Annotated in this window: 22 protein-coding genes; 10 read left to right on the top strand and 12 right to left on the bottom strand. The window is 69.5% G+C overall.

All coding sequences use genetic code 11. The features are described from left to right. The first annotated feature begins 2,937 nt into the window (after positions 1–2,937). A complete protein-coding gene (locus ABZ824_RS21305; protein ID WP_355072509.1) occupies positions 2,938–3,510 on the top strand; it encodes a hypothetical protein in 573 nt (190 codons plus the stop codon). Positions 3,511–3,584: 74 nt separating this feature from the next. Here the strand turns inward: ABZ824_RS21305 and ABZ824_RS21300 are convergent, their stop codons facing one another. The 3 genes from ABZ824_RS21300 to ABZ824_RS21290 form a co-directional block, all read right to left on the bottom strand. After that, positions 3,585–4,844 carry a deoxyguanosinetriphosphate triphosphohydrolase gene (locus ABZ824_RS21300; protein WP_356964916.1) on the bottom strand — a complete coding sequence of 420 codons (1,260 nt, stop codon included), beginning with the start codon at positions 4,842–4,844 and terminating at the stop codon, positions 3,585–3,587. Positions 4,845–4,850: 6 nt separating this feature from the next. After that, positions 4,851–5,531 carry a YdcF family protein gene (locus ABZ824_RS21295; RefSeq protein ID WP_355072969.1) on the bottom strand — a complete coding sequence of 227 codons (681 nt, stop codon included), beginning with the start codon at positions 5,529–5,531 and terminating at the stop codon, positions 4,851–4,853. A gap of 70 nt (positions 5,532–5,601) precedes the next feature. Further along, positions 5,602–6,279 (bottom strand): MBL fold metallo-hydrolase, encoded by a 678-nt coding sequence (locus ABZ824_RS21290; protein WP_356964915.1) that lies wholly within the window; start codon positions 6,277–6,279, stop codon positions 5,602–5,604. A gap of 30 nt (positions 6,280–6,309) precedes the next feature. Between ABZ824_RS21290 and ABZ824_RS21285 the strand changes: the two genes are divergently transcribed. Next, positions 6,310–8,283: a TPM domain-containing protein gene (locus ABZ824_RS21285; RefSeq protein ID WP_356964914.1), complete on the top strand. Its 1,974-nt coding sequence runs from the start codon at positions 6,310–6,312 to the stop codon at positions 8,281–8,283. A gap of 79 nt (positions 8,284–8,362) precedes the next feature. Here the strand turns inward: ABZ824_RS21285 and ABZ824_RS21280 are convergent, their stop codons facing one another. After that, on the bottom strand, positions 8,363–9,625 hold the full coding sequence (locus ABZ824_RS21280) for an acyltransferase (protein ID WP_356964913.1): 1,263 nt from the start codon (positions 9,623–9,625) through the stop codon (positions 8,363–8,365). A 66-nt stretch (positions 9,626–9,691) separates the two neighbouring features. On the opposite strand from ABZ824_RS21280, the gene ABZ824_RS21275 reads away from it, so the two are divergent. The 3 genes from ABZ824_RS21275 (at position 9,692) to ABZ824_RS21265 (ending at position 11,553) form a co-directional block, all read left to right on the top strand. Beyond that, positions 9,692–10,306, top strand: a complete 615-nt coding sequence (locus ABZ824_RS21275; protein WP_356964912.1) for a transcriptional regulator — start codon at positions 9,692–9,694, stop codon at positions 10,304–10,306. Positions 10,307–10,397: 91 nt separating this feature from the next. Then, the gene (locus tag ABZ824_RS21270) at positions 10,398–11,123 is read left to right on the top strand and encodes a DUF899 domain-containing protein (protein WP_356964910.1); all 726 of its coding nucleotides are present in this window, start codon (positions 10,398–10,400) and stop codon (positions 11,121–11,123) included. A gap of 43 nt (positions 11,124–11,166) precedes the next feature. Further along, on the top strand, positions 11,167–11,553 hold the full coding sequence (locus tag ABZ824_RS21265; protein WP_355072496.1) for a DUF1707 domain-containing protein: 387 nt from the start codon (positions 11,167–11,169) through the stop codon (positions 11,551–11,553). Between the two features lie 48 nt (positions 11,554–11,601). Here the strand turns inward: ABZ824_RS21265 and ABZ824_RS21260 are convergent, their stop codons facing one another. Then, positions 11,602–12,993 (bottom strand): glycine--tRNA ligase, encoded by a 1,392-nt coding sequence (locus ABZ824_RS21260; protein WP_355072494.1) that lies wholly within the window; start codon positions 12,991–12,993, stop codon positions 11,602–11,604. A gap of 194 nt (positions 12,994–13,187) precedes the next feature. On the opposite strand from ABZ824_RS21260, the gene ABZ824_RS21255 reads away from it, so the two are divergent. From ABZ824_RS21255 to ABZ824_RS21245, 3 genes are all read left to right on the top strand, one after another. Then, entirely contained in the window at positions 13,188–13,538 is a 351-nt protein-coding gene (locus ABZ824_RS21255) for a metalloregulator ArsR/SmtB family transcription factor (protein WP_039796803.1), read from the top strand. Positions 13,539–13,541: 3 nt separating this feature from the next. Then, the gene (locus tag ABZ824_RS21250) at positions 13,542–13,976 is read left to right on the top strand and encodes a Fur family transcriptional regulator (RefSeq protein ID WP_355072492.1); all 435 of its coding nucleotides are present in this window, start codon (positions 13,542–13,544) and stop codon (positions 13,974–13,976) included. A gap of 127 nt (positions 13,977–14,103) precedes the next feature. Continuing rightward, positions 14,104–15,069: a hypothetical protein gene (locus ABZ824_RS21245; RefSeq protein WP_356964909.1), complete on the top strand. Its 966-nt coding sequence runs from the start codon at positions 14,104–14,106 to the stop codon at positions 15,067–15,069. Between the two features lie 117 nt (positions 15,070–15,186). Here the strand turns inward: ABZ824_RS21245 and ABZ824_RS21240 are convergent, their stop codons facing one another. Continuing rightward, positions 15,187–16,158 (bottom strand): hypothetical protein, encoded by a 972-nt coding sequence (locus ABZ824_RS21240; RefSeq protein WP_356964908.1) that lies wholly within the window; start codon positions 16,156–16,158, stop codon positions 15,187–15,189. A gap of 103 nt (positions 16,159–16,261) precedes the next feature. On the opposite strand from ABZ824_RS21240, the gene ABZ824_RS21235 reads away from it, so the two are divergent. Beyond that, positions 16,262–16,879, top strand: coding sequence for a TetR/AcrR family transcriptional regulator (locus ABZ824_RS21235; RefSeq protein ID WP_356964907.1), 618 nt, complete (start codon positions 16,262–16,264; stop codon positions 16,877–16,879). An 8-nt stretch (positions 16,880–16,887) separates the two neighbouring features. Here ABZ824_RS21235 and ABZ824_RS21230 read toward each other — a convergent pair whose 3' ends face one another. The 6 genes from ABZ824_RS21230 to ABZ824_RS21205 form a co-directional block, all read right to left on the bottom strand. Further along, positions 16,888–17,493, bottom strand: a complete 606-nt coding sequence (locus ABZ824_RS21230; RefSeq protein WP_356964906.1) for a response regulator transcription factor — start codon at positions 17,491–17,493, stop codon at positions 16,888–16,890. A gap of 12 nt (positions 17,494–17,505) precedes the next feature. Then, positions 17,506–18,690 (bottom strand): sensor histidine kinase, encoded by a 1,185-nt coding sequence (locus ABZ824_RS21225; protein WP_356964905.1) that lies wholly within the window; start codon positions 18,688–18,690, stop codon positions 17,506–17,508. Positions 18,691–18,921: 231 nt separating this feature from the next. Beyond that, a complete protein-coding gene (locus tag ABZ824_RS21220) occupies positions 18,922–19,695 on the bottom strand; it encodes an ABC transporter permease (RefSeq protein ID WP_356964904.1) in 774 nt (257 codons plus the stop codon). A 1-nt stretch (position 19,696) separates the two neighbouring features. Then, positions 19,697–20,638: an ABC transporter ATP-binding protein gene (locus ABZ824_RS21215; RefSeq protein ID WP_356964903.1), complete on the bottom strand. Its 942-nt coding sequence runs from the start codon at positions 20,636–20,638 to the stop codon at positions 19,697–19,699. 76 nt (positions 20,639–20,714) lie between these two features. Next, complete coding sequence (locus ABZ824_RS21210) at positions 20,715–21,125, bottom strand: hypothetical protein (RefSeq protein WP_355072967.1); 411 nt, start codon at positions 21,123–21,125, stop codon at positions 20,715–20,717. Positions 21,126–21,139: 14 nt separating this feature from the next. Further along, complete coding sequence (locus ABZ824_RS21205; RefSeq protein WP_356964902.1) at positions 21,140–21,949, bottom strand: isoprenyl transferase; 810 nt, start codon at positions 21,947–21,949, stop codon at positions 21,140–21,142. A gap of 131 nt (positions 21,950–22,080) precedes the next feature. Between ABZ824_RS21205 and ABZ824_RS21200 the strand changes: the two genes are divergently transcribed. After that, on the top strand, positions 22,081–22,461 hold the full coding sequence (locus tag ABZ824_RS21200) for a DUF1870 family protein (protein WP_355072476.1): 381 nt from the start codon (positions 22,081–22,083) through the stop codon (positions 22,459–22,461). Positions 22,462–22,675: the final 214 nt, after the last annotated feature.

Genomic DNA, 22,675 nt, shown 5'->3' with positions numbered 1-22,675 from the left:
GAGATTCCTCAGCTCCACGAGCGAAGCGACAAGGGCGACGAACAGGTTGCGAATCGATAGCTGTTCGGCGGCAGCGACGCACAATCGATCTTCCCAGCCCGGGGAGGTCCGGCGGATTTGAGCGACAATAGCCGCGACCACAGTCTGTTTTCGGTCACCCGGGACCAGAGTGTCGGCGCGGGCCGGGCGCACCGCGGCAAGACCTGATGAGGACAGGCGGGAGACATTGTGAGTCAGCCGTCGCGGATCGACACGGGCGAGCTGCGCGCGATGGTATCCACCTTGGAGCGGCTCATTGCCGACGCTTCCCGGACGGTCGGCGAACTGAAGGCAGCCATCGCCTCCGCGGAAGGGCTCGTCGACGGCGACCGGCTCGATCATGCCGAAGCACTGCCTGTCCTGGCACCCGCACCGGAGAGCCGGGTGCTTCCGCCGGAGTCATCGGCCGAGCCCGCGCCGAAGGCGATGCCGACGCCATGGTCTCGGAAGACCCAGGAGACGCCCTGGTCCAAGCGGGTGGTCCGGCCATACCCGGCGGCGCCGGGCACACCGGTTCGCGTATCCGCGGGCCGCGAGATCGGCGTCTCGGCAGAGTTGTCCGCACCCGTACGCCGACCGGCCGCAGGGCATCACCCGCAATTCGAACCGGCAAGTCACCGAACCGACACCCTCGACGAGCCGGTATCCGTCCGGCGCTCGGTTGTCGCCGAGGGCCCTGCACCCGCAGTCACCGTTGCTCCGGCGTCGATCCGGCGGACGGACCGGGGCGAGCACTCCACACCCCGTCCTCGGATCGATACCGCATCCGGCCACCGGTCCCCTGACGGCCGCCCACCGAATCAGGCGACCGTCGCCGCACCCAGCCCACCGGTCGAAAGAGCGCACCGCACCGAGGACATCCCGCAGATCGGGGACCCGCGCCACGAGGTATCCGCTCAGCGGGCCGACAGAGCCGGCGGTCTTCCGCCGCGTCTGGACATCGAGATCGCCGAAGACTCGATACCGCGACCGGAGAACGAACAGCCGACCCTCGCTCCGGGCCCCCGGAGCGGGTCTGCACCGGCCCGGCCAACCGATTCCACCGGCGCCTCCGCACCGACCGACTCCACGAGCACCACCGCTGAGGAGCACCGAACCTCAGCGTGCCGGACCGATGCCGAGGACAACCGCGAACCCGGCCGCGCGACGAACGGCACGCAACATCCGAAACCGATCCGCCGAACGGATTCGCCGGAAGCCATCGCACCACCGCGACATATCGGTACGGCTGACGACACCCCGTGCGCTCCGGAGACCGGCCCCGCATCCCGTCCAAAGCCCGTCCCGAAAACCACAGAACCTGCGCTCCCTGAACGCACCGATGGCCCCGGGCACCTGGCCCCGATCCACGCCACCGGCGGTGTCGCACCCATCGAAGAAGCCGACAACCCGCATCTTCCGGCGGTCGCCCCGCAAGACGACACGACCCTCGGCACCACAACCACCCCGACGTCCGGTATCGCAGACGACGCGCCGCTCCCGTTGCAGCTCGATATGCCACCCCATCCGGCACGGATCGAGCCCACCCATCAGTCCGGCAGCGCAGGCGAGCTCGCACGTCACCGAAGAACCGGCCAACCCACGCCCACTCCGAAGACCGACGCCGCGTCCTCCCCTCAGAGCGATCGCCCCACCGACTCCGCATCCCTCCAAGTTCCCGACGCCGCACCTACACCGTCGATCGACTACACGAACCTCTCCGGCCGACAACCGGCAATCAGCACCGACGCCCTGGAGCCCCACCCACCGACGGGCATCGCCGAGGAGACGGCACCCGCACCGGCAGCTACCACGCTCCACCCCGAACCGAACCCCCAGAACGACGCCACAGAGCAGCCCGCCGCCAAGCGGCAGACAATCTCAACGCCCGACCAGCCGATCGACAGCGCACGCCTTTCCGGCCGACAACCGGCAATCAGCACCCACGCCCCGGAGCCCCACCCACCGACGGACACCGCCGAGGAGGTGGCACCGGCGCCGCAGGCAGCTACCACGCTCCACCCCGAACCGAATCCTCAGAACGACGCTACGGACCACCTTGCAGCCGAGCAGCAGGCAAGTTCAACGCCCGGCCGGTTGATCCGCAACGCGAACCTCCCCCAACCCACGATCGGCGCCGACGAATCGGTACCTCACCGATCGACAGACTGCACCGACCAGGCGGCACCCGCCCTGGCAGCTACCGCACTACCGCCGATCGACGCCACGGCCGGTTCCGCGGCCGAGCAGCGGGCAGGCTCCGCGCCCATCCGGCAGGCGGATGTCACCGACGAACCCATATCGCGGCGGCAAACCGATAACTCTCCAGGCTCGCCCGGCCTTCCGTGGATCGACGCCCTGCGCTTTTCCTGGCTCGACGCCTCGCCCGGCCCGCAATCCCCTCCGCCGAGCGCAGCTACGACCGACCCCATCTCGGTCCACCACACCGGATCTCACCCACGGACCCACGAGGCAGGCAGCTCCACCAAGCAGCCGGGCAGCGCAGAGAACTTCGAACCCAGTCGCAACACCGGTCACACCGCAGACCCCACGAGCCGGGGCGATTCCGCGCTCGTCCCTCCGCACGACCGCGCCGAGGCTGCCCCGCGTGACCGGCAGACCGACGCACCTGACCAGCCCACGCCGATCGAGGACAGCGGTGCCGCGCACCGACCCGGACATACTCGGCAGACGGACACCGTTGGCAGGTCGGAGAACCACATCTCGGTTCGCCGGAGCGATTCGGCCTCATCGCCGCAGACCGCCGGCGCAGGCGTACCCGTCCGACGACCCGACCCCGCATCCGCCCGGAAATCCGGTCGCGCACCCATCGAACGCAGCGCCACCGCACACCGTCCCGCAGTCGCCGAGCAGGCCGATACCCCCGATCCAGCTGAAGCACTCCGAATCGCGCGGGAGATGTCGGCGCGGCATGGATTGGAAGTCGTCGGGTTCGATACCGCGAATGTCGGTGTCCAGGTGGTCCGTGAGATCGCGTCCACTATCGATGAGCTGCTCACGAAATACCCGATGCCGCTGCGGGGCGTCGAGCTCACCGACGACGCGGAATCGCGCCCGAGACCGGAGCGCGAGCCGACCGCGGAACAGTCGGCCGATGCCGCGATCTGGATGCTCTTGGACCGCGCCGCCTTGTATCCGCCGCGGTCGGCTCCGGTGGAAACACGCCGGATCTTTCGTCGCCGCGGGCCTGCCGAGCGGCCGGTGTACACGGCGGTGGTGCGCGAATTCGCGGGGGCTCTGGATGTCGCCGGTGGGTTCCGGGCTCGGCAAGAAGCTTTGCGAACTTTGATCAACGAGTCGCTGCGTGGCGGCGGCGGTGGTCTCGGCCTGCTGGATCCGGGCCGGGCCTTGATCGACGGCTTCACCGAGGTGATTCTGCGGGGCGAACGAGCGAGCGCGTCGGCCAAGGAATTGCACGGCGCCCTGGTGAAAATGGCCCGAGCCGAGTCCTCCGACGATCTGTCGGCGTGACGCCACCGGTACGGGTCCGAAAGGCGCAGCCGGACAATCGCCCTCGACCCAGCGCACGGCCGCAGCGAAGGCGCCTAAATCTTCAACTCGCTCGCGACTCGCTCCAGGCGGCTTTCGGTGTAAGAAGCGATCTGGTCCACCACGACGCGCACGCGGGCGGTGTCATCGGTGGCGGCGTTCCAGAACGGCAGCAGCAGCGGATCGAGTCTGCGGGGAGCGGTGGCCAGCAAGCGTTCGGCCACGGCGAGGATGCGTTCGCGCTGGGCGGCCTGCCGCAGCCGGTGTGCCGGGTCGGACATCACATAGCGCAGCGCGACAGTCTTCAGCAGCGCCACCTCGGCGGCGACGATGCGCGGCACTTCCAGATCCGCGTTGTACCGGGACAGCGGTTGCGGACCGGACACCTCTTGGGTCGCCATGATCGCGGCGGTGGCGAAGCGGCCGACGAGCTCGCTGGTGAGGCGCTTCAGCGCGACCGAAGCGGTGAACGTGCCGTCGTATCCGGACGCGGCCGCGACCACCGGCAGTTCCGAGAGCCGTTGCGCGGCGGCGATCAGCTCGTCGGCGGCCAGCGAGTGCTGGAACTGGCCGAGCGCGGCCAGCGCGTCCTGTTCGGCGGGGTCGGCCAGCGCGCGCAGATCGATCCGGCCCGCGAGGACACCGTCCTCGACGTCGTGCACCGAGTAGGCGACGTCGTCGGACCAGTCCATGATCTGGCATTCGAGGCTGCGGCGCCGGTCCGGCGCACCCTTGCGGATCCACTCCAGGCGCTCGGTGTCGACCTCGTAGGCGCCGAATTTGGTGCCGGGTCCGGTTCGCCCCCAGGGGTATTTGAGGGCGGCGTCGAGTGCGGCGCGAGTGAGGTTGAGGCCCGCGCTGGCGTCGTCGGCCTCGAGCACCTTCGGTTCGAGGCGGGTGAGGATGCGCAGGTTCTGCGCGTTGCCTTCGAACCCGCCGAAGGCGTCGGCGAAGGTGTCGAGGGCTTTCTCGCCGTTGTGGCCGTAGGGCGGATGGCCGATGTCATGGGCCAGACCGGCCAGGTCCACCAGGTCCGGATCACAGCCGAGTCCGTCGGCGATGCTGCGGCCGATCTGGGCGACCTCCAGCGAATGGGTCAGCCGAGTGCGCGGGGTGTCCGCCTCTCGCGGTCCCATGACCTGCGTTTTGTCGGCCAGTCTGCGCAGCGCCGCGGAGTGCAGCACGCGGGCCCGGTCGCGGGCGAATTCGGTCCGGTGGCCGGTCTCGAACTCACTGCGCGGCGGCCCGAGCCCCGCGGTCTTGGCGCCCTCGACGACGAGGCGTTCGGTGTCGTGATCGGTGTACCGGGCGCTCATCGAGCCTCACTGTCCCGCCGTGTAGGTGAAATCCGCCGAGAAGTGGGTGAGCTGGTACCACAGCAGGGCGCCGGTCTCTCTGGCGATGCCGTGTGCCTGGGATTCCCGCGTGTAGACGGCGGGACCGGTTCTGGTGGGGGCGGTCCACGCCGCCAGCCCCTCGTCGCGGGCCATGGTGCGGGTGCGCAGCGAATGCCAGGGATCGCTGACCAGCACCGCCGACGACATGTCCCGCGCCCGCATCGCAGTGACCACCGCTTCGATGCTGCGCAGGGTGTCCGATCCGGTTTCCACGGCGAGGATCTTGTCGGCGGGCACGCCGCGCGCCTGCAAATAGTTCTTGCCCGAGGCGGCCTCGGTGAACAGATCGCCCTCCTGCTTGCCGCCCACGGTGATGACGCGCGGAGCGACACCGGCCCGGAACAGCTTGTACGCCTGATCGAGTCGCGCCTCGAACACCGAGGACGGCGTTCCGGAGTACTGCGCCGCGCCGAGCACGACGATCGCGTCGGCCTTCGTGTAGTCGTCGATGCGCGCGACCTGCCACACGCGGAAGGCGGTCCCGCCGACCAGCACCGCACCCATCACGACGGAGCCGACGACGAGCCGCCGGGTCCAGCGCAGCAACCCGGCGCCGAAGCCCTGTGGGCGGGCAGGTTCGGGCGCCGGGACGGCTCGGGTGCGCATCGTTGGCAAATCCACTCCCCAAGTCTGCCAAAAGCCGCGCAGGCCCCGGACCGGTTACCGTCAGGGGCGGTTACCAGCCGCGGTCTCGCCAAGCCGGAAGGCTGGGACGCTCGGCGCCGAGGGTGGTGTCGTCGCCGTGGCCGGGGTAGACGACGGTGTCGTCGGGGTAGCGGTCGAAGAGCTTGGCCGAGACGTCGGTGAACAGCGAGCCGAAGTCCTCCGGGGAGGTGGTGCGCCCGACGCCGCCGGGAAACAGCGAGTCCCCGGTGAACAGGTGAGTGCGTCCCGCCCCGTCGGTGAGTGCGAGGGTGATCGACCCCGGCGTGTGGCCGCGCAGGTGGATGACCTCGAAGACCAGATCGCCGATGGTGACGGTGTCGCCCTCGGCGAGCAGCCGATCGGGGTGGACCGGCAGCGGGTCGGCGTCGAGTGGGTGCGCCGCGGTGGGAGCGCCGGTGGCCGCGGTGGTCTCCCGCAGCGCCAGCCAGTGGTCGCGGTGCTGATGGGTGGTGACGATCAGCTGGACCTGCCCGGGCGCCTCCTGCTCGACGAGGGCCGCGATGCGGGGCGCCTCGTTGGCGGCGTCGATGAGCAGGGCCGCGCCGGTGCCGGTGCACTGCACCAGGTAACAGTTGTTGTCCATGCCGCCGACGGACATCTTGACGATGCGGGCGCCGGGAACGTCGCGCTGCTGCGGATTCGAATCCGGTGCCACGTGGCCGCTGTACGGGCGATCGATGGTGATCACGAAATGATGCTAGCGAGCTAGATTCGTGCCATGTCACTGCCGTCGCGGATCCGCTTCGTCCGCTTGCTCGCGATCAGCGTCCTACTGGCCGCGATCGCCTTGCTGGGCGCTCCGACGATCGCGGCGGAACCGCCGCTACGGATGAACACCTATGTGGAGGATCCGGCCGGTGTGCTCGACCAAGGTCAGCGCGATCGGGTGCGCGGTGCGGTGGACCAGCTCTACGCCGACGAGCAGCTGCGGCTGTGGGTGGTGTACGTGCGCGGCTTCGACGGGATGCAGCCGCGGGACTGGGCCAGGCGCACCGCCTCGATATCCGGGTTCGGCCAACGGGACCTGCTGCTCGCGGTCGCCACCGAGGATCGCGCGTATTGGCTGGAGGGCGAAGTGCCCGGCGAGATCAGCGATTCCGAACTCGACGACATCCTGATCGGCCACGTCGAGCCGGCCCTGCGCGACGGGCGCTGGGCCGACGCGGGGGTCGCGACCGCCGCCGGACTGGACGCGGCCATGCGCGGCGGCGGGGTGAACGTCGGTGCCCTGCTCGTCATCGGCCTGCTGGTGATTCTGGTGGCGGGCGGCCTCGTCTGGTACGCGCGCAAACGGCGTCGTGAACGGTTCGAGGCCGAACTGGCGGCGGCACGGCAATTGGATCCGGAGAACGCGACGGCGCTGTCCGAACTGCCGTTGGAAGCGCTGCAAACCCGCTCTCGGGAGACGCTGGTGGAGATCGACAACGCGATTCGCACCAGCGGCGAGGAACTCGAGCTCGCCACCGGCGAGTTCGGCGCCACCGCCACCACGCCCTTCCGCACCGCCCTCGACAACGCGAAAACCGCTGCCGCCGCGGCGTTCGCGATCCGGCAGCGCCTGGACGACGCGATCCCGGAGACCCCCGACGAACAGCGCTCGCTGCTGGTCGAGCTGATCGGCAAGGTGGGGCGCGCCGACCGGGAACTCGACGCGCAGGTCGCGGAATTCGACGCGATGCGCGATCTGCTGCTCAACGCCTCGGCTCGGCTGGACGCCCTCACCAGAGATGTCGTCGACGTGACCGCCCGGATTCCCGGCTCGGAAACCGAGCTGAGCCGGCTCGCCGCCACCCATCCGGCCAGTGTGCTCGCACCGATCGAGGACAACGTGCGGATGGCACGCGAGCGCCTGACGTTCGCGGAGCAGAACGTCGACGCGGGACGTGCCGCGCTCACCGAGCCGGTCGGCGAGCAAGGCGGCGCGGTCGCCGCCATTCGTTCCGCCGAGGCCGCGATCGGGCAGGCGCGTTCCCTGCTCGACGCGGTCGACAACGCGTCGAGCGCCATCCAGCAGGCCCGCGACGGCCTGCCGGGTGTGCTGGACGAGTTGCGCCGCGACCTCGCCTCCGCCACCGAGCTCGCCGACTACGGCGGGCCGGAACTGGCCGACGCCCGCACCGCGGCGCAGTCCGCTCTGGAGCAGGCGACGGCCACGGGCGACATCGATCCGCTGAGCGCCTTCCACGACGCGGTCACCGCCGACGCGGATCTGGACCGCGCCGTCGCGGGGGCCACCGACCGCAAACTCGCCGCCGAAGACCTGCGGCGCAGGCTCGATCGAGCGCTCACGGACGCTCGCGCCCGGATCGGTGCGGCCGCCGATTACATCAGCACCCGGCGCGGCGGCATCGACGCCGAAGCGCGCACCCGCCTGTCGGAAGCACAGCGCAACCTCGACGAGGCGCAGCAATCGAGCGCGAACGATCCCGCCGACGCACTGCGGCGCGCGCAGGCGGCGGCGGATCTGGCCGGGCGCGCGCTCCAAGCGGCGCAGGCCAGCGTGCGGGCATGGGAGGCGGACCGGGCGCCCTCCGGCAGCGCCCAGACCGGGGCGGTGCTCGGCGGCATCCTGCTCGAAGGACTGCTGCGCGGGGCGGCGAGCGGCGCTCGGCACTCCGGGGGCGGCTGGAGCCCCGGCTCGTACGGTGGTTCCTCCGGTTCCCGGCGCATCGGCCGTGGCGGCAGATTCTGAACGGCTCGATCCTGCCACCGGGTGCGGCCGTAGACCGGGACCGGTCGATGGCTCAGCAGGGAACCGGTCCTCGCACCGGTCAGCGAGCGCCGGCCGCGGACAGGGCGGTCAACTCCGCCCGCACCGCCTCGGGCAGGCCGTCGGCATGCGCACCACCACCGAGCACGCCCACGATCAGCTCCTGCGCGAACGTGTAGACCAGATAGGTGACCGCGGCCGACGCTCCCGCGGACGGGCGAGGATGCGCCGAGACGTAGACGATCTCGTAGTCGGTGAGCTCGAGCGTGGCCGGTGTGCGGAACACCGGGACGACGCCGGTATTGGTCACCGCGATATGTCCGGCCAGCGAATGAATCCTGGTGGCACCGTAGTAATCCGGGAAGTGCAGCACGGACTGCTGCACGATGCCTTCGGACAGGTCGCGCGTCAGCCGACTCGAAATGCGCTGTGCCAGTTCGACCGGGCTGGCGGCCGGATCCACCTCGCCCGCGAAGGAAGCCAGCCCGGCCATGTTGGTACCCGCCGAGGCGGCGACCGGCGGCTCCAGCCTGTTGCGCAGGTCGACCGGATACAGGCAGCCCAGAGCTGTTGTGCCGCCGCCTGTCTCACGAGCGTACGCGCGCAGCAGTGCGGCGGTGAGCAAACCGTTCACCGTCACACCGGTCTTGCGTGCGAGATCGGCGATCTGCGCGGTAGCCGCCCGGTTGAGCCGCACGCGTACAGGACGGGCGAGCGTACTCGGCGCGGGTTTCGCGTTATCGGACGGCACGTTCCTCGCCTCCAGCGTAAGCGGCTTGGTCACCTCCTCGAATCCCGACTTCGCGGCCGCGGTGATGCCCCGTTCCGCCGCATACCACTCCAAAGACTGCGGGAGCGCTTGTGGCGCAACGTTTATCGGCCGACATTCGAGAACGCCGGTATAGAAATCCCATAGTCGGGACAGCAGTTCCACACAGTAGCCCGCGTCGGCGACGCTGTGGTGAGCGAACAGCGTGACACGCCACTCGTTCGCGCCCGAGCCCACGACGTCCAGATAGGCCAGCTGGACCGCCGGATCCATCGCGGGAACGCCGATCGCCGCCAGGTCGCCCGCACGCACGGAAACCGGGATCCATGCCCTCTCGTCCGCGCCGAACAGATATCCCAGTCCCGCAGCGTCTTCCACGATTCTGCAGCCGATCACCGGATACGCGCGCCGCAAGGTCGCGAATGCCTCCCGCAACGCCGTCACATCGAGCGCTCCCCGTACCGACACCGACCGGCCCGTGTAGGTGCCATGCCGAACGAACCGCTGCTCCGACGGCGCCAGCACGCGAATCGGAGCTTCCTCATCCCACAACACACGGCAAGGGTGCGGCACTACCGGCACGGGCGCAAACCGACCGGGCGGATACGGAAGACTGCCGGTATGAGTCTCGCGGCGCATCTGGAGCAAATCGGCCTTCCCGCGGTGGAGGAACAACTCGCCCATCCCACCGTGCTCGGTATCGCCGAGGGCACCCTGCCCGAACCGGTCTTCCGGTCCTGGCTGGAGCAGGACTACCTGTTCCTGCTCGACTACGTCCGGGTGTTCGCCCGCCTCGCATGGCAGGCTCCGGCCGCCCATCTCGGCGACCTGGTCGACCTCGCGCACGCCACCTACCACGAGGAGCTGTCGCTGCACCGCTCGCTGGCCGCCGAGTTCGGCGCGGACCTCGACGGCGCGGTCAAAGGCGCTCCGTGCACCGCGTACACGGCGTTTCTGCTGGACTCCGCCGCGTCCTACGGCGAGGGTCTCGCCGCGCTCTACCCGTGCATGTGGGGATACTCCACGCTCGGCGCCCGGCTCGCCCAGCACCCGCCCGCCGAACCGCGCTACCGCCGCTGGGTGGACACCTACGCCGATCCCGGATTCGCCGCCCTCACCCGCCGCTGCGCGCAGATGATCGACGAGTCCGGGGTCGATCCGGGTCGGGCGGAAGAGCTGTTCCGCGAAGGGCTCCGGCACGAGCTGGCGTTCTGGGACGTACCGCTCCGACCCTGATCCCGGACGAATTCCTCGGTCCGCCGATGACTCCTGCCGGGCGGCTCCGTCTACCTGTACAGAGCACTGTCCCGGCATCGAGGAGACCCTTATGAACCGCCCCACTGTGGCGTCACGCGAGGAATGGCTGGCCGCGCGTATCAGCTTGCTGGCCGAGGAGAAGGCGATCACCCATCGCTTGGACGAGCTGGCGGCGAAACGCCGTGCCCTGCCGATGGTCGCGATCGACAAGGAATACGTCTTCGAAGGTCCCACGGGCCGCACGACCCTGCCCGAACTGTTCGACGGGCGCCGCCAGCTCATCGTCTACCACATGATGTGGCGCTGGGATCTGGACGCGGGCTGTCCGAGCTGCGCGATGCTGCTCGACAACGTCGGCCACCTGGCCCACCTGAACGAGCAGGACACCACCTTCGCGGCCGTGTCACGCGGTCCGTGGGAGACGCTCGACCGGTACCGCGAGCGCATGGGCTGGACCTTCCCGATGTACTCGTCGTTCGACAGCGACTTCAACTACGACTTCCATGTCACCCAGGACGAATCCCGCGCGCCGGTGGAATACAACTACCGTACGAAGGCGGAGTTGGAGGCACGCGGCCACAGCTATCACGGAGCGGGCGAACAGCCCGGCACCAGCGTGTTCTGGCGTGACGACGACGGCGCGGTGTTCCACACCTACTCGTCCTACGGCCGCGGCGGCGACATCCTCATCGGCACCCACCAGTACCTCGATCTCACGCCGTTGGGCAGGCAGAAGCACGTCGGCGAAGCGCTGCACCACGACAGTTACGGCAAGGTGGAATCCCATTGCCACTGACGACCACTCCGCCCCGCCGGCCGAGTGGACCTAGGCTGACACGGTGAGTCAGGAGCACATGCGGGCGTCCGACGCCGATCGCGAGAAGATCATCGACCGGCTGCGCCTCGCTATGAACGAGGGCAGGCTGTCGCTCGCCGAATTCGATGATCGGCTGCAACAGGTATACGCCGCCAAGACCTACGGCGAGCTGACGCCGCTGCTGTCGGACCTTCCCGCACAACGGGAAGCACGGCCCGTGCGCGCCAAAGGCATCCCGCAGTGGATCACGATCATGTGGACGCCGTGGGTGTTCGTGAACGCGCTGTGCGTGGCGATCTACCTGGCCACCGGGGCGGGCTACTTCTGGCCGTTCTGGGTCGCGGTGCCGTGGGGTCTCGCGCTGCTCATCCCGACCACGATCGGCATCGTCACCCGCAAGAACAGCTGAAACGACAGCGCCCCGTGGCCCATCGGCCACGGGGCGCGGCGTCGTAGCTCAGGCGCCGATCAGGTGCTGGGCCAGGTAGCCCTCGACCTTGTCCAGCGCGATGCGCTCCTGGGTCATCGTGTCGCGTTCGCGGATGGTCACCGCCTGGTCGTCGAGCGTCTCGAAGTCGACCGTGATGCAGAACGGCGTGCCGATCTCGTCCTGGCGGCGGTAGCGGCGGCCGATGGCGCCCGCGTCGTCAAACTCGACGTTCCAGTGCTTGCGCAGCTGCGCGGCCAGGTCTTTCGCCTTCGGCGTGAGATCGGCGTTGCGCGACAGCGGCAGCACCGCCGCCTTCACCGGCGCGAGGCGGCGGTCCAGGCGCAGCACCGTGCGGGTGTCCACGCCGCCCTTGGCGTTGGGCGCCTCGTCCTCGGCGTAGGCGTCGACCAGGAAGGCCATCAGCGAGCGGGTGAGGCCCGCCGCGGGCTCGATGACGTACGGGATGTAGCGCTCGTTGGTGGTCTGGTCGAAGAAGCTCAGCTCGGTGCCGGAGTGCTCGGAGTGCGTCTTCAGGTCGAAGTCGGTGCGGTTGGCGATGCCCTCCAGCTCACCCCACTCGTTGCCCTGGAAGCCGAAGCGGTACTCGATGTCGGTGGTGCCCGCCGAGTAGTGCGAGAGCTTGTCCTTCGGGTGCACGAACAGCCGCAGGTTCTCCGCGTCGATGCCGAGGTCGGTGTACCAGGAGAACCGCGTCTCGATCCAGTACTTGTACCACTCCTCGTCCTCGCCCGGCTTGACGAAGTACTCCATCTCCATCTGCTCGAACTCGCGGGTGCGGAAGATGAAATTGCCCGGGGTGATCTCGTTGCGGAAGCTCTTGCCGATCTGCGCGATGCCGAACGGCGGCTTCTTGCGCGCGGTCGTCATCACGTTGGCGAAGTTCACGAAGATGCCCTGGGCGGTCTCCGGGCGCAGGTAGTGCAGGCCCTCCTCGGACTCGATCGGGCCGAGGTAGGTCTTGAGCATCATGTTGAAGTCGCGCGGCTCGGTCCAGCGGCCGACGGTGCCGCAGTTCGGGCAGGCGATGAGCTCCATCGAGACCGTGTCGGGGTCGTCGATCTTGTTCTTCAGCGCGTACGCCTCCTGCAGGTGGTCCTGCCGGAAGCGGTGGTGGCAGTTGAGGCACTCGACCAGCGGGTCGTTGAACACGCCCACGTGACCGGAGGCGACCCAGACCTGACGGGGCAGGATCACCGAGGAGTCGAGACCGACGACGTCCTCGCGGGCGGTGACCATGGCGCGCCACCACTGCTTCTTGATGTTCTCCTTGAGCTCGACGCCCAGCGGCCCGTAATCCCACGCCGACTTGGTGCCTCCGTAGATCTCACCGCACGGGTACACCAGACCCCGGCGCTTGGCGAGGTTGGCAACGGTGTCCACCTTCGACTTGGGTGCCACGCGAGAATTCTCCATCCACTGCGAGTCGGAATTTGCCTTGCATGAACACAATAGTTTTGTGTCATAGCCGCGATTGCGCCCAGCCTATCGGCAGCGTCCGCGGCGGTTTCAACCGCACGGTTCGGCGCGCCCGTTTGACATGCGCACCTGTGCATACGCAAACTGGTAATGCTTTCCATTAAGGAGTTGGTGACATGACCGCCGAGACCGCCGCGGCACCGCCGCACAACCCGTATCGGTCGCCGGGACCGGCGCCGGTACCCCCGCGAACCGTGCTGGAGGACGCGGGTGAGCTGTTGCGGGCGCTGGCCGCGCCGGTTCGGATTGCTATCGTGCTGCAGTTGCGCGAATCACCGCGGTGTGTGCACGAACTGGTCGACGCGCTCGGTGTCACGCAACCACTGGTCAGTCAGCATCTGCGTATCCTCAAGGCCGCCGGTGTCGTGCACGGTGAGCGTTCGGGTCGCGAGGTGCTCTACGAACTCGTCGACGACCATCTGGCGCACATCGTCGTCGACGCCGTCGCGCACGCCGAGGAAGGGTGATTCGTGCCAGACAACACGGCCGTTCCGCAGAAACCGGTCGGCATCCGCAGCACCAGGCAGCGCAGCGCCATCGCCGCGCTGCTCGGTGACATCGACGAGTTCCGCTCCGCCCAGGATCTACACGACGAGCTGCGCAGACGCGGCGAGGGCATCGGGCTGACCACGGTCTACCGGACGCTGCAGTCGCTGGCCGACGCGGGCATGGTCGATGTGCTGCGCACCGACTCCGGCGAGTCGGTCTATCGCCAGTGCTCCACCGGCCATCATCACCACCTGGTCTGCAGGCATTGCGGTCGCACCGTGGAGGTGGAGGGCCCCACGGTGGAGGCGTGGGCCGAGGCGATCGCGGGCGAGCACGGCTTCACCGAGATCAGCCACACCCTCGAGGTGTTCGGCACCTGCACGGCATGCGGGACGGCGCGCCGACGCGACCGGTGATCGCACCGATTCCCGGCGTGTCGGGTTAACGCGGCTGCGACCAGCGAAGATTCACCGGCGAGATCCTCGGAAAACCGGGCCGATCCGGGCTCGATACGAAGGATCCGCCATCTGCTGGGGAGGCAGCGTGTCAACGATCACCGACTCATCCGTACGCCCGGTGCGCCGCCGGGCCGTGACCGTCGCCGGGGCCGCGCTCGTCGTGGCCTCGGCGTTATTGCTTTCGGCGTGCCAGGACGAGGACGGCACTCCGGTGGCGGTCCCGTCGACCACCGCGACCGGAGTGGCCGCGGACCCGGGCGCGGTGAACGGGCAGTCGACCGTCCGCACAGTCGGCAAGACCGGCTGGTACGACGGATTCGACATCACCGTGGACAAGGCGACCGTGGTGCCGGACGAATACGGCGGCGCGAAGGTGCGCGTCGACATCACCTACAAGAACACCACTCTCGACAACCACACGCTGAGCATCACGCCGTCGCTACTGGTCGGCAAAGAGGTGGACGGCGGCGCGATCTTCGACAGCCCGACGGTGCCCGGCAACGGCTCCGCCACCGGCACCGCGACCACGTCGTTCAAGTCGGCCAAGGACGCCGAGCACCTCATCGACACGATGACCGTTGTGTACGGGGCGGCCGCCGACAACCAGACCAAGATTCCGCTCGCCGCGGCGGGCAAGGTGGACAGCGTCCAACCGAAGGCGCTGGCCGTCACCGGCACCCTCGTGCAGGACCAGACGACCATTCAGGTCACCGGCGGCCGGATCAGCCCGAGCTACACCAAGAACGAGAACGGCAAATCCGATCTCGCACTGCGTATCAAGCTCGTCGGCGGGCCCGGCATCGCCGCGGGCGGCACGAACATCTACTACGACTACTTCACCGTCCTGACCCCCGACGGCCAGACCGTGGCCGCCGACATCCGCGGCCCGATCAACGAGTTGCTCAACGCGAACGAGACCATCGACAACCCGAAGAACTACGTGGTCTTCGTGGTGCCCTCCCCTGGCACCGGCCCTTACACGGTGACGTACAACGCCCAGAAGCAAGAGGGCGCCGCCACCGCACCCACCCTGTCGTTCACGGTGGGCTGAGCCGACCGCCCGGACTCGTGGCGCCACCACACGAGGACGAGAACGGCTGCGGCCGATGGGGCGAAGCACTGACGGCGGGCCGCCCTCCCGCGAGGGCGACCCGCCGCGGTGACGGATTCAGCCGACCGGGATCGCGTCCCGGTCCGCGGCCTGCGCCTCGGCCGGACGACCGCGCACCGCGGCCACACCGAGCAGCGCGAGCGCGACCGCGCTCCAGATCAGCAGTACCAGTAGCGGTCCGCTCGCGCCGGTGCCGTCGAAGAACGCGACCGAGCGCAGCAGCGACGCGGCGGCGCCGGGCGGCAGCCACTGGCCGACGGCGCCCCACGGCTGCGGCAACAGCTCCGGCGCCGACGTGGCCGCGGAGAACGGGTTGCCGACCAGCAGCATGGTGAGCGCGGCGATGCCGATGCCTGCTCGCCCGAGTACGGCGGCGAGCCCGACCACCGCGCCCGCGACCGCGAACGACACCAGCCCGCCGACCGCCGCGAGCACCGGATACGGCCCGGGCACCACCGACAGCCAGCCCTGGATGATCGCCATGCCGAGCAGTCCACCCGCGACGCCGAAGGTGGCCAGTCCGAGCACTTTGCCGCCGATCGACGGGACCAGCAGTGCCAGGAGCACACCCGCCGCGATGCCGGACATCACCAGCGGCAACACCATCGCACCGAAGGCCGCGCCCCGTGGATCGTCGGAGTCGGCCGCCACCACGTCCTCGACAGCAACGGCGGGCGCGCCGGAGAGCTGCTGCCCGATCTGGGTAAGTTGCTGTGCGACAGCGGGACTCGCGCCGGAGGCGACCAGCATGCGCGGCGGTCCGTCGCCGGTGACGATCGCCCCGTAGACCTCCCGGTTCCGAATGGCGGCGCGGGCGGCGGCCTCGTCCGCGGGCGCGCTGATCTCGAAGGCGCCCGGACTGTGCTCGGCGAGTTTGCCGGTGACCATCGCCGCCTGCGGACCGGTGACGGCCAGCGGCAGGTCACGGGGCGCGATGTGCGCGGCGGGCCAGGCGAACGCGATCAGCATCAGCGCTTGGAGCAGGGTGGCGCCGAGGCCGAGAGCGAACGCCCGCTGCATGGTGTTCATGGCCTTCTCCCTAAAAATCGAATGCTCGTTCTTTTTAGTTGCGCCTACCGTCGCACGAGGTCATCCGGTTGTCAAGAACGGATATTCGTTTTATTTTGGGCTCATGCCCCGAGTCAGCGAAGAACACCTGGAGCGCCGCAGGCAGCAGATCATGGACGCCGCGCGGCGCTGCTTCGCCCGCAGGGGGTTCTACGAGACCTCCATGCAGGACGTGTTCACGGAATCGGGGCTCTCGGCCGGTGCGGTCTACCGCTACTTCAAGAGCAAGGACGAACTGATCACCGCGCTCGCCACGGAGACGACGGTGGCCTTGCGCATCGCCATGGACGAGGCGATCCGCCGCGATCCACTGCCAACGCCCGCCGAACTGATCACCATGATCGCCGAGGAGGTGGTGCGGCGCAGCGGGCCCGACGGGCCGGTGCGACTGGCGCCGCAAGCCTGGGCCCTGGCCCTGGTGCATCCCGGGGCGGCGGTGATGGTCCGCGAGACGATGCTCGCGATGCGCGCGCTGTGGGTGACCTACGCCGAACGGATGCGCGACAAAGGCTGGCTACCCGCAGACGCCGATGTCGACGCCGTGGCCAAGGCGATCATCGGACTGCTGCCGGGATTCATCCTCCAGCACCTCATCCTCGGCGATCTCGACCCGCAAACGCTGGCGCTCGGTGTGCGCACCCTGCTCCCCTACGGCGAGCCCGCGCGTCCGGCAGTCGGCTGACCCGCCCGTCACAGCCAGCCGAGACGTTCGGCCGCGCGCACCGCTTCCGCGCGCGTGCTCGTGCCGGTCTTGCCGATCGCCGACGAAAGGTGGTTGCGCACCGTGCCTTCCGACAGGTGCAACCGCTTCGCGATGGCGCTCGCGGGCGCACCGTCGGCCGCCGCGACGAGCACCTCGCGTTCTCGCGCGGTCAGCGGGGAGGTGCCCGCCGTCAACGTTTCCGCGGCCAGGCCCGGGTCGATCACCCGCAACCCCATCTGTACGCGCCGCACGGCGTCGGCCAATTCCCTGGCCGGAGTGTCCTTGACGACGAAACCGCTCGCGCCCGCGTCGATCGCGCGGCGCAGATAGCCGGGCCTGCCGAAGGTGGTGACCATCAGAATCCGCACGTCCGGGTGGGCGGCGTGCAGTTTCTCGGCCACGGTGATGCCGTCCATGCCGGGCATCTCGACGTCCAGCAGCACCACGTCGGGACCGGTCCGATCGACCGCGTCGAGCACCTCGTCGCCACGCCCGACCTCGCCGACCACCTCCAGGTCGTGCTCCAGCCCGAGCAGCGCGGCCAACGCGCCGCGCACCAAAGCCTGGTCGTCCGCCAGCAACAGCCGGATCATGGCACCCGCTTCCTATTCCGGGATCGTGGCGCGAACGCGCACGCCCCCGCCCTCCGGCGTCGACAGCGTCAGTGTTCCACCCGCGGCGCGCACGCGCTCCCGCAGCCCGGCCAGCCCCGAGCCGGACGCGCTGTCGGCGGGGAGGCCGCGACCGTCGTCGACCACCTCGATGGACGTCGCGGTGACGGTCACGGCGCAGCGGCGCGCGGCGCTGTGCCGGATCACGTTGGTGACCGCTTCGCGCAGCACCCAACCCAGCAGTTCGCCCGACGGTGCGTCCGGCAGGCTCGCCGGTTCCGGCAGTTCCGCGTCGATGCTCGCGGCGGCCAGGGCGGTCCGCGCGTTGGCCAGCTCGCCGCGCAACGACACCTCCCGCAGGCCTCCGACGGTCTCCCGTACCCCGGCCAGCGCTTCGCGCGCGAGTCGTTCGATATCGGCCAGTTCGGTCCGCGCACGGTTCGCGTCGACGTCGAGCAGTCGTTGGGCGAGTTCGGTTTTCACGGTGATGACGGTGAGCGAATGGCCGAGGATGTCGTGCACGTCACGGGCGACGCGATTGCGTTCCTCGATGATCTCCAGTTCCGCGCGCTGCCTGCGAGCCAGCTCGGCGAGCCGGTCGCCGCGGAACCCGAGCTGTCTGGCCACCCACACGACCACGGGAATGAACGCGAGGTAGAACGGCGTCCCGCCCAGATGCCACGACGGCACCGCGAACGGGGCCACCAGCATGATCGTCATGATGACGACCACGACGACGGCGGAAGTGCGCAGCGGAAGCACGAACACGGCGACCACCGCGACATAGAGCGCCGTGGGCAGACCGTCCCCGCCGAGCAGCGCCCCCATCGTCACGGACAACGCCGCCATCGCGGCCAGCAGCAGCCAGGCCCTGCGGTCGACCGGTAAGTCGTCGGGCGCGCCGTCCTTGGCGTACCTGCGGAACGCGACGAACGCGACGATGATCAGCGCCGCGAACGCGAGCACGCACGCGATGGCCGCCACCGCCTGCGCGGGCTCGCCCTCGGCCCAGCGCCGCCTGATCGGTCCGATCAGATAGGCCAGCCAGACCAGCGACATGACAGCGCCGAACCAGCCCCTGCGCCGTCCATCGGGACCGAAGGACTGCCAGTCGAGCATGCCGTCCACCAGACCGGCGGACCTTCTCGGCCGCGCGCCGCCCGCCGTCTTCACGTTCATGCGCCACCTCGCTGCGGCCGGGCGGGACGGAGGCGGCGGTACACGGCTCGCCGGTCGTGGTCGATCATGGGAGGCGACGCTACCGGCACCGGTTTCCCCGGGATCGCGCATACGTGAGCACATCCAGACCGCACGCGCTGCCCTCCGACGCCACGGAACGCCGTCCCACCGCACCGGCCGCGCACGGCGGAACCGGCCGTCCAGGTAGCCGACCGGTTGCGCGGCCGGCGTTCAGCGCGCGGTGTCACGCCGGAACAACGCGGCCCCACCGAACACGAAGACCGCCGACCAGACCGCGACGTCGACCACCGCCCCGAGGACCGACCCGCCGCCGGTGTCCCCGAACGGCAGCCGGGCCAGCGTGGCTACGCCGTTGGTCGGCATCACCTTCGACACGGTCGCGAACCAGCCGTGCAGCGGCATGAACAGTCCGCCCGCGAACGACAGCGCCGCCAGCACCGGACCGAGCAGTTGCATCACGTTCTCCGACGGCAGCAGATAGCCCACGAACAGGCCGAAGGCCGCGAACACGAGCGAGCCGACCCAGGCGAGCAGAAAGCACTCCACCCACGCCGCGGGTGCGAGGTGGGCGCCGAGCGCCGCGCCGACCGCGAACACCGCGGCCACCGAGACGAGCCCGAGCGCCATCGCGACCACGACCTTGACCGCGATGTACGCCACCGGCCGCAGCGGTGTGAGCCGCAGCTGGCGGCTCCATCCCTGCGCACGCTCGACGGCGACCATCGCGCCGCCGCTGGTGGTGGCCAGCATCGCGCCGTACACCGCGATCGACACCATGACGTAGCCGGTCACGTTGCCCGAGCCGTAGGACTGGGTCCGGTAATCGGATTGCAGTCCGAAGATGACGAAGAACAACGGCGGCATGATCAGCGTGAAGATCAGGGTCCGCCGGTTGCGCAGCATGCGGCGCAGTTCCAGGCGCAGGAAGCCGAGGTTGAAGCCGCCTAGCGTGGTGGCGACGGGCCGGGAGACGAGTGTGGTCATGTCAGTGATCTCCTGCCGTGGTCAGCGCGAAGAAGGCGGTTTCCAGGTTGTGCGCGGTGATCTCCAGATCGACCGCGGCGGTGTGGTTCAGCAGGAATCGAGCGACGGCGTCGGAGTCCTTGGCACGCACCAGGATTCGGTCACCACGCAACTCGACGTCATCGACGCCGGGGATCACGAGCAGCCGGGCGGGGTCCGCGCCGGGCAGGGTCGCGGCGACGGTACGGCCCGCGGCCAGGTTCTTGATCTCGGCCGCGCTGCCGTCGGCGATGACCCGGCCCGCGCGCACCAGCACGATGCGGTCGGCGTAGGCGTCGGCCTCGTCCAGATAGTGCGTGGCGAACAGGACGGTGCGGCCGCGCCGCGAATCCTCCCGCATCGCGTTCCAGAACTCCCGGCGCCCTTCGACGTCCATACCGGTGGTGGGTTCGTCGAGCACGATCAGCTCCGGGTCCGGCAACAGCGCCAGCGCGAACCCGAGTCGCTGGCGCTGGCCGCCGGAGCACTTGCCCACCAGGCGATCGGCGATCCCCGCGATGCCCGCGCGGGCGAGCACCTCCTCGACGGGGCGCGGACTCGCGTGCAGGGTGGCCACCAGCCGCACCGTCTCCGCGACGGTGAGGTCAGGCAGCAGGCCACCGGATTGCAGCACCGCGGCGACGCGGCCTGCGGAGACGGCTCGCTCCGGCGCCGTTCCGAAGACCGCGACGGTGCCCGAATCCGGACGCGCCAGGCCGAGCAGCAGGTCGATAGTGGTGGATTTGCCCGCGCCGTTCGGACCGAGGAAGGCGACGATCTCCCCCGGCTCGATCACCAGGTCGAGCCCGTCGACAGCGTGCACGACGCCGGCCGGGGTGCGGAAACTCTTGCGCAGGTCGCGCAGCGCGACGGCGGGCGCGGGCCGCGTCGGACTCTGGACCGCGGTGGTCGTTGCTGAAGTCATGCCGCTACGGTCGCGGGAAACCCGCCCCGGAACCTCGCACGGCTGTCACGACTTCGGCATGACAGATGTCATGCCCTCAGGGCAGCAGACCCTGCCTGGCCCGGCTCGCGTTGGACAGCACGAGCAGCAGCATGGTGGTGAGCGCCTTGTCGTCCAGCCCCGCGGCGGGGAAGGTGTAGCGCAAGATGACGTCCGCGAGCTTGCCGTGGCCGATCACGGTGAGTGAACCGAACTGCAGCGCGTTGTTGCGTTCGGCGACCCGCTTGTGCAGCTGCGGTTTCAGCTGACGATCCCAGGCCAGCACGCAGGTGAGGCTCAGCACGTCCAAGCCCGGCGCCAGATTCACCGCGCGCAGCGACGACAAGGCGCCCTCGTACTCGAAGCCGAGCGAACCTTCGGCATCGACGCGCACGTCGATGCCGTAACTCGACAGGCAGGCCCCGGCCCGTGCCTGCAGTTCCCGGTCCGGGGTCACCGCCGCGTCCATGTCCGCGCCCCCGCTCACTTCGTGCCGCCGAAACGGCGGTCCCGCGCGGCGTACTGGAGGCATGCCTCCCACAGGTTGCGGCGATCGAAATCGGGGAAAAGCGTGTCCTGGTAGACGAATTCGGCGTAGGCGGACTGCCAGATGAGGAAATTCGAGCTGCGGAACTCGCCCGAAGGGCGCAAGAACAGGTCCACGTCCGGCATGTCGGGCTCGTCCAGGTATTTCGCCACCGTCGCCTCGGTGACCTTCTCCGGGTCGATCTCGCCCGCCGCCACCCGGCGCGCGATCTCCCTTGCCGCGTCGGCGATCTCGGCGCGGCCGCCGTAGTTGACGCACATGGTCAACGTCATCACCGTGTTGTCTTTGGTGAGTTCCTGGGCGACCTCCAGTTCCTTGATCACGCTGCGCCACAGGCGCGGTCGCCGCCCCGCCCAGCGCACCCGGACGCCCATCTCGTTCATCTCGTCGCGGCGCCTGCGGATCACGTCACGGTTGAAGCCCATGAGGAAGCGCACCTCCTCGGGGCTGCGCCGCCAGTTCTCGGTGGAGAACGCGTACGCCGACAACCATTTGACGCCGATCTCGATGCAGCCCTCCACGGTGTCCATCAGCACCGCCTCGCCGCGCTCGTGCCCGGCGGTGCGCGGCAATCCGCGCTCCTGGGCCCAGCGCCCGTTGCCGTCCATGACGAGCGCGACATGGTTGGGCACCAGTTCCGGCGGCAGCTGCGGCGGCCGAGCTCCCGACGGATGCGGCGCGGGCGGACGCACGGCGCCCGCGGGCTCGGGGTCGGTCGCGGTGGCGGAGTCTCGGCGGAGGATCACGGCCTCTATCCTGCCTGATCGCCCGCGCCGCCCCCACTGCCCCGTTGCTTCCTCACGAATTCCACGGTTCCGACCGGCACCGGTGACTTATTCTTTTCCATATCGTGATACTGGGGAGGGGTTTCTCGAACGTGACCGATTTACCAGGGACCGGAACCGCGGCAGGTTTCCGCGCCACTCGTGAGTTGCTCGGCCTCCCGGTCCCGTGGTGCGCGCGGTTCTTCGCGGTCGCGGAACGCACCGTCGAGCGGTGGGAGAAGGGGGCCTTCCAGATCCCCGACATCGTGGCCCGCGAGCTCGCCGCCATCGCGGACGAGACCGAACAGGTGGTCGAGGCCATGGTCGATGCCATCGACGCCGGGGAGATCTCTCCCCGCCTGCACACCTACCGGACCAACGACGACTACTCCAAGCACGAGCCGGACACCCGCTACCCGGCCACCTGGCATCGTGCCGTGTGCGCCCGCGTCATGAACGAGTTGCCGCAGGTAGAGCTCCAATTCGTGGAGTAGGCGGCTGCCTCGCCTTCGCTCGGCCAGGCGCGGGCTGAAGACGGGCCCCGCCCGACAGCACCCTCCCCTGCGGCTACCTCGCCTTCGCTCGGCCCGGCGCGGGCTGAACAACGGACTCCGCCCGACAGCACCCTCCCCTGCGGCTACCTCGCCTTCGCTCGGCCCGGCGCGGGCTGAACAACGGACTCCGTCCGACAGCACCCTCCCCTGCGGC

This window comes from Nocardia sp. NPDC047038, assembly GCF_040644075.1.
Taxonomy (GTDB): domain Bacteria; phylum Actinomycetota; class Actinomycetes; order Mycobacteriales; family Mycobacteriaceae; genus Nocardia; species Nocardia sichangensis.
The sequence above is the reverse complement of the archived record's forward strand: the minus strand, read 5'-3'. Positions and strand labels throughout refer to the sequence as shown.